A 7,631-nucleotide genomic window follows, 5' to 3' on the forward strand; every position below is an offset into this window, starting at 1 on the left:
TACTTTCGTCCGGGTTGTAACCGAGGTTGGACAGCAGGTAGTCCGAGCTCATGAACTGCTTGAGGTCGGTGAGTGCCGGGTTGGTTTCGATCAGGTATTTGTGCGGATTGCTGCGCACACTGCTGTCCGGCAAGCCCTGGACGCGCTCGATGCGGATGGGCGCGGTGGGCTGCCCGTTGAGGGCCATGGGCTGGCTGATGCCGTCATCGACGGCCGCACGACCCGGCAGCACCGGGCCAGGAGTCGTTCCGGCTCCCGGGAGGGCGGCGTTGATCGCGCTGGCCTCGGTACCGATGTTGACGATCTGCCGGTGGTTGGTGCTCAGGTCGCCCGAGCGGCTGGCTATCTGCTGCGCATCCGCAATACGGATGTCTTGCACTTGCGCCACCGGCAGCGCCTGTTGGCGCTGTGCGGTGTTCAGGGTGGCGCCGCCCAGGGTCCAGGTTTGCGGGCCGGTGGTGGTCGGTGTGCTGCCGCCTTGGCCGCTGAGACGGAACAGGCCGTTCTGTCCGCTCGGCAAGCTGAAGCCAGGCAGCGCCAGCGGGTTGACCTGTTGTTGGGCCAGGTCGGGTGGCAATTGCTGATTGAGGGTGACGCGAGTGGAGAAAGCACCGCCCGGTGCATCGTTATTAATGCGCGCACCACTGCCCACGTAGGTATAACCAGGGCGCACCACACTGTTATTGATACCGTTGCCGGCATTGATGCTCACCGCTCCCCCGGCCTGCATCACCGCGGCATAGCTTTGGTCACCGCCAGCCAGCTTGCGCGTGCTGCCAAGGTGCACCCACTCTCGCTCGGTCATGCCGATAAAGCCGGCCATTGCCCCTTGCAGGCCACCCAGATCGTTGGGGGTGTAGCCGCCGCTCTGGAACCAGTACTTGTTGGTGAAAGCGTTGGCCACGTTGTACCAGGAGCCGGCATTCTTGGCCCGTGCCGACATGAACACCCGAGTGGTTTCGGTTTCGCCGGTCTCCACGCCGCTGTTGGTCAAGTTGTTGACCGTGGCCACAAGGTCGCCGGCCGCCGCGATGGTGCTGCTCTGGTTCAGCAGGTCGCCGCCCTTGATGTTCAAGTGAGCACCGGAGGTGATGCTCGACGCCGCACTGGCTTCGGTGACCTCGAACTTGTCGCGCTGGACGATCTCCCAGACGTGGTTGCGCTTGCCGCTGCAGTCGCCGGCGTTGACCCCTTCGATACAGCCGATCTCGCCAATTCGCGCGGTATAGATGCCCTGGTTGTCGGTTTTCAGCACCGCACGCACGTTCTCAATGGTGCTGGCCGCGAGGCCCATGGAACCATCGCTCTGCAATGAGCCGGAGCTGTTGACGATACGGCTGGCCAGGGTGCCCTGGCCGTCACGGTCGACGGTCAGGTTGCCGAGGCTGTACACATCGGCATAGCTGTTGGTCAGGCTATCGACCCGCAGGCCCATGTCGCCGCCACTGAACAGCAGCCCATGGTCATTGAACAGGGCCCCGGTGGTCAGGGTCAGGCCCTGGGCCGCTCCGAGAGTGCCCTGATTGTTCACACCGCCAGCGCTCAGGTTCAGTTGGGCGCCAGAGGTCAGACGCCCGGCGTTGTTCAGCTGGCCAGCGACGCTGATGCGGGTGTCGCCGCCACCGGCAAGACTGGACGGGGCATCGAGGTTGACCTGGGCCGCGCCGAGGGCCAGGGTGCCGCGGCTGCTCAAGCGGCCGTTGCCCGAGAAGGTGCCGCTCAGGTTGAGGTTGAGGCTGCCATCGCTGGCGATCAGCCCCTCGTTGCTCCAGTTGCCGCCGCTACCGATGAAAGCATCGCTGGCCAGCAGTTGGCCGCTGGCGCTCTGGCTGAAATTATTGACGTTGACGGTCAGGCGCCCGGCCTGAATCACGCTGCTGTTGTTCCAGCTATCGGCATTCAAGGCCAGGCCGCCACGGGTGACGATGCTGCCGCCTGCGCCGGTGACGTTGCCGGTGGAAATGTCGAAGGTGCCGCGGCCCACATGCAGCAGGCTACCGCCGCCGTTGAGGAAGTGGCCTACCCCCAGGCTCAGGTCACTGTTGGCGCTTTCCAGGGTGCCGTTACGGTTGTCGAACTGCCCGCCGATCTCGAAGCGAGTGCTGCCACCACTGCCCAGGGCCCGCAGTTGGCCGGTCTGGTTATCGAGGCTGGCGGCCTTGATTGACAGGCTGCTGTCGCTTTCGATGATGCCCAGCCGGTTGTTCAGGGCGCCGCGCAGATCGAGGTCGATGCGCTGGCCAGCGATCTGTCCATCGTTGTCGCCGCTGTTGTCGAAATTGCCGCCGCTGACCTGGACCAGGCCCTTGGCATAGAGACCGCCGTTGCGGTTGTCGAAGTCGCCGGTGGTGATCAGTGCATCGCCGGTTTGCGCGGAGATCCGCCCGCCGTAGTTGTCGATACCGGCCAGGGCCTTGAGGCTCAAGCGCTGGGCCTGGGTCACGCCGCCCTGACGGTTGTTGTTCAGGTCATAGCCGTTTTTCAGCACGCCTCGAAGGTCGGCGACCATTGCCCCTTGCAGGCTGGAAAGTATCCCACCGCGGTTGTCCAGATTGCCGGCGCCGATGTTCAGGTCGCCGTTCTTGGCCAGGATGCGCCCGCTCTGGTTGTCGAGGTCGCCGGTGCTCAGGTTCAGCGCGCCCTGGCTCTGCAGGGTGCCCTTGGCATTGGCGAGGCTGGCAGCCTGGACGTGCAGGTCGCCGTTCTGGCTATAGATCAAGCCATCGCCACTGTTGTGCAGCGTGCCATCCACGGTCAGGGTCAGTTGATCGTTGGCCGCGACGGTCCCGCGATTGCGGTTGTCCAGGCCGCTGCCGAGCAGCGTCATCAGGCCCTGGCTGGCGATCTGGCCGCCCTGGTTGTCGATCTGGCCGGCGCGCTCGATGCGCAGCGGGCCACCGCTGGCCAGCTTGCCGCCGCTGTTGACCAAAGCGCCCAGCAGGCTAAGGGTCACAGCAGCGTTGCCCTTGAGGCTGCCGTTGCGGTTGTCCAGGCTTGTGGCGCGAAGGCTCAAGGCCTGCTGCGCACTGATCCCGCCACCAGCGTTGCCCAGGGTCATGGCTTGCACCGTCAGGGCCGCGCCGCTGTCGATCAGCCCCCCCTGGGCGTTGTCCAACAGGCCGCTGACGTCGAGAGTCTGTTCACCGGCGCTGGAAAGGATGCCGCCGCTGTTGTCGAGGTTGGCCGCCGTCACGCGCAGGGCCTTCTGGCTGACCAGGGCACCGGCGCCGCTGTTCTGCAGGTCACCACCGACCTGCACCTCGACCCCGCCACTGCGACTGGACAGGGTGCCCAGGTTACGGTTGTCCAGGCTGCCCAGGTTGGCGCTCAGGCCCTGCCAGCCCGATACCAGGCCGCCCTGGTTGAGCAGCTCCCGGGCCTTGAGGTTCAGTTGGTCATTGCTGATCAGTTTGCCGGCGCTGTTGTCCAGGGTACGCGCCGTCAAGTCCAGGCCCTGGCGGCTGGAAACTTCACCGTTGCGGTTATTCAGGTCGCGCAAGTGGGCGATGGTCAGGGAGCCGTCGGTGCTGATCAGGCCGGCGCTGTTGTTCAAGTCACCTGTGGCACTGCCCAGGTCCACGGCGATGGCGCTGCCCAGCAGCGACCCGCCCTGGTTATCCAGCGCACTGCTGCCGATGGTCAGGCGGTCAGCGGCATTGATCAGGCCTTGCTGGCTGTTGTTCAGGGCGCCGGCCAGTTGCAGGTCAAGAGCACCACGGCTGGTGAGCGTAGCGCCGCTGTTGTCCAGGCTTGCGGCCCGGATATCCAGGCTCGCGGCGGCGATCATGCCCTTGAGGTTGCCCAGGGCCTGGTCGATGCGCAGGGTCAGGGCCTGATTGCTCAAGACCTTGCCCTGGCTGTTGTCCAGGCGCTCGGCGGCCAGGCTGAAGGCTTGCGCCGAGGAAATCTCGCCGCCCTGGTTGTTCACCTCCTTGAGGTTCTTGAGCATCAGCAACGGTGCGTTGATCAGGCCCTGCTGGTTATTCAACTGGCCATGATTGAGGTCCAGGCTCAGGGCGGTGTTGCTGAACAGTTGGCCGCCCTGTTGGTCAAGACCGCTGACACTGGCGCTCAAGGCACCGTCGCTGGCGATCCGGCCGCCGTCCTGGTTGGTCAATTGGGCGCTGCTGAGGGTCAGGCTGTCGCCACCGCTCAAGCGGCCTTTGTGGCTGTTGTCCAAAGCCCCGGTGCGAACGCTGGCGGTGGCCTTGGCGCTGATGTTGCCCTGGTTGCGGTTATCCAGGCGGGCGCTATTGAGCAGCAGCGCGCCATCGGTAACGATCACCCCGCCCTGATTGAGCAGCGCACCGCCGTGCTCCAGGGTCAGCGCCCCGGCGCTGGAGACGCTGCCGCCGCTGTTGTCCAGTTCGGCACTCTTGAGCCCCAGGCGGCCTTCGGCGCTGATCAGGCCCTGGCGGTTGTCCAGGAGGCCCAGCAGCTCGGCCTTGAGTTGTTGCTCGGTCAGCAGCGCGCCACCGTGGTTGTCCAGGCTGTCGCCACTGAGGGTCAGCCCGGCCTTGCCCGAAAGCAGGCCCTGGCTGCGGTTGATCACTTGCGCCACCGTCAGCTCCAGGGCGCCCTCGGCCAGAACCTTGCCGCCCTCGCTGTTGGCCAGGCGAGTGCCGTCCAGGCTAACGTCGGCCTTGCTCGACAGCTCACCGCCCCGGTTGTCGACGGCCCCGATCTTGAGCGCCAGCCCTTGGGTAGCGCCCACCAGGCCGCCCTGACGGTTATCAAGGCTGTCGGCGACCAGTTCCAGACGCTGGGCAGCCATGAGCTGCCCACCCTGGTTGTTCAAGGCAGCCACCTTGGCCTGGACATCGGCCTTGCCGGAAATCTGCCCTTGGCTGTTGTCCAGGGCACCTACCGTCAGGCTCAGCTGTTCATCAGCGATTACTGTGCCTTGCTGGTTGGCCAACTGGCCGTCGACGCGCAGGGTCTGAGCGCCCAGGCTGCTGATCAGCCCCTCACTGTTGTCCAGTCGATGGCTGCGCAGGTCTAGAGTCTTGGCCGAAACCAGCCCCTTGAGGTTGCTCAGCGCCTGCTCGATACGCAGGGTCAGGCCTTGCTGGCTGATCAGCTTGCCGCTGCTGTTGTCCAGGTTGCCAGCGGCCAGGGTGAAGGCCTGGGCGCTGGAGATTTCACCGCCCTGGTTGTTCACGTCCGCCAGGTTTTTCAGCACCAGTAGCGGGGCGTTGATCAGCCCCTGGTGATTGGTGAGTTGCCCTTGATTCAGGTCCAGGGTCAGGGTGCTTTTGCTGAACAGTTCGCCGCCCTGTTGATCGAGACCGCTGAGGCTGGCGGTCAGGGCTTTTTCGCTGGCGATCCGGCTGCCCTGGCCATTGCTGACCTGGGCCGCCTTGAGATCGAGGCTGTCGCCGCTGATCAACTGCGCACCCTGGGTGTTGTCGAAAGCCCCGGTGCCGACCCGGGCCGCCCCCTTGCTGCTGAGCAAGCCTCCCTGGCTGTTGTCCAGGCTGTGGCTGGTGATTCCAAGCTCACCATCGGTGGTGATCGAAGCATTGCGGTTGAGCAACGCGCCGGCGCTGGTCAGGGTCAAGGCCGCGGCGCTGGAAAGTTTGCCGCCGCTGTTGTCCAGGCTGCCGACCTGGGCCGCCAACAGGCCTTCGCTGCTGATCAGCCCCTGCTGGTTGCTCAGGGCATTGTCCAGGCGAATAGCCAGCCCTTGCTGGGCCACCAGGCGGCCCAGGTGGTTGTCCAGGCTTTGCCCGTCGACTGCAACCCTGCCTTTGCCAAACAGCAGGCCCCGATTCTGGTTGATGACCTGCGCCACTTTCAGGCCCAGGTCGGTGCCGGCAAGCAGCTTGCCGCTGTCGCTGTTATCCAGGCGTGTGCCCAGAAGGCTCAGCCCTTCGGAGCTGGAGATTTCCCCGCCGCGGTTGTCGACCTCGGTCACTTCGAGTGTCAGCGCTTTTGTGCTGCCTACCAGACCGCCATCGCGGTTATCCAGAGTGGCGCCATTGAGGCTTAGGTCGCCCTGGGCCACCAGCTCGCCGCGCTGGTTGGTCAGTTGGCTCACCCGGGCCAGCAACCCGCTCTTGCTGGAGAGGCGCCCGCCACTGTTGTCCAGGCTGGTGGCATCCAGGCGCACGGGGCCTGCGGCACTGAGCAGGCCGCCACGGTTATCCAGGTGCGAGCCGTTGAAGTTGAGCGCCGCCAAGCTGCTGAGTAGGCCCTGTTGACGGTTGTCGAGCCGGCCGACCTCAAGTTGCAGGGCCTGGTCCGCGCGCACTTTGCCGGCGCGGTTGTCCAGGCGAGCGGCCTGCAGATCGATCGCTCCCTTGGCACTGATATCGCCCTGCTGCCGGTTATCCAGCAGCCCGTCGATGCGGGCTGTCAGTCGGTCGTCACTGACCAGGCTGCCTTGGTGACTGTTGTCCAGGCTGGCGGCCTTGAGGTGCAGGTTCTTGCCGGCGCCAAGCACACCCTTCTGATTGTTCAGCGCCGCACTCAGGTCGATGTCCAAAGCCTGATCACCGCCGACCTGGCCGTCGCGGTTGTCCAAGCTCGTGCCCTTGAGGGTGGTAGCGCCGAGGCTGGAAAGTTCGCCACCATGGTTGTTCGCCGAGCCACTCAGGCTCAAGGCCAGGTCACCTCGGCTGGTGACGATGCCGTCGTGGTTATCCAGGGTTGCCGCGCCAATATCCAGGCCACGGGCGGAAATCAGGCCGCCGATATTGCTCAGTGCCTGATCCAGGCGCAGGGTCAGGGCCTGGTTGCCGAGCAGTTTGCCGTGGCTGTTGTCCAGGCTTCGAGCCATCAAGGTAAAGGCCTGGGCACTGGAAATTTCGCCCCGCCGGTTGTCCACGCTGTCGAGATTTTTCAGCGTCAGTCGAGGCCCGTTGATCAAGCCGCCCTGGTTGTTCAGGTGGCCCTGGTTCAGGTCCAGAGCCAACGAGGTAACACTGGTCAGGCGCCCGCCGTCGTGCTGGTCCAGGCCGGTGACGCTGGCCGTCAGTGCCTGGTTGCTGGCGATGCGGCCAGCATTACTGTTGTCGACCTGCCCCGCCTTGAGGTCCAGGGTTTGCAAGCTGACGAGCTGGCCCCCACGGTTATTGATCGCGCCGGTGGCAGTCAGGCTCAGGTGCCTGCCAGCGGATGCCAGGCCGGCCACGTTGTCCAGGGTGGCCACCTGCAGGCTCAGGTTGTCGAGGCTGGAGAGTTCGCCGCCATGGTTGTCCAGCTGGCCCACCTGAGCGCTGAGGTTGGTTCGGCTGTTGATCAGGCCGCCCTGAGCGTTCATCAGTTGGCTGACGGCAAGATCGGTGTTTGCGTTGCTTAGCACCCGGCCCTTGTTCTGGTTATCCAGGATCCCGGCCTTGACCGTTACTTGCCGCTGCCCGCTCAGGGTGCCGCCCTGGTTGTTCAGGGTCTGGGTGGTCGTGACCGTCAGATCACGGCTGGCCACCACGCTCTTGCCGCTGTTGTTCAGGTTCTGCGCCGTCAGGGTGACATCGCCATTCGGGTTGCGACTGTTATCGGCGTTGACCCCGGCTTCGATGATGCCCTGATTGTTCAGTTGCCCGCCGCTGCCCAGGTTGATGCTGTTGGCCGCCGCCAGGGTGTTGTGGTTGTTCAGGTCGTCTTGGGTTTGCACGTTGAGCTCGGTA

1 protein-coding gene is annotated in these 7,631 nt (G+C 64.9%); it reads right to left on the reverse strand.

Annotated features, from left to right (window positions below; translation table 11 throughout):
• The coding region (locus tag KCG88_RS30725) for a hemagglutinin (protein WP_210713759.1) at positions 1-7,618 on the reverse strand (7,618 nt) is incomplete at its 3' end.
• Between the last annotated feature and the right edge of the window lie 13 nt (positions 7,619-7,631).

Source organism: Pseudomonas sp. MWU349, from assembly GCF_017947325.1.
In the GTDB taxonomy this organism is placed as follows: domain Bacteria; phylum Pseudomonadota; class Gammaproteobacteria; order Pseudomonadales; family Pseudomonadaceae; genus Aquipseudomonas; species Aquipseudomonas protegens.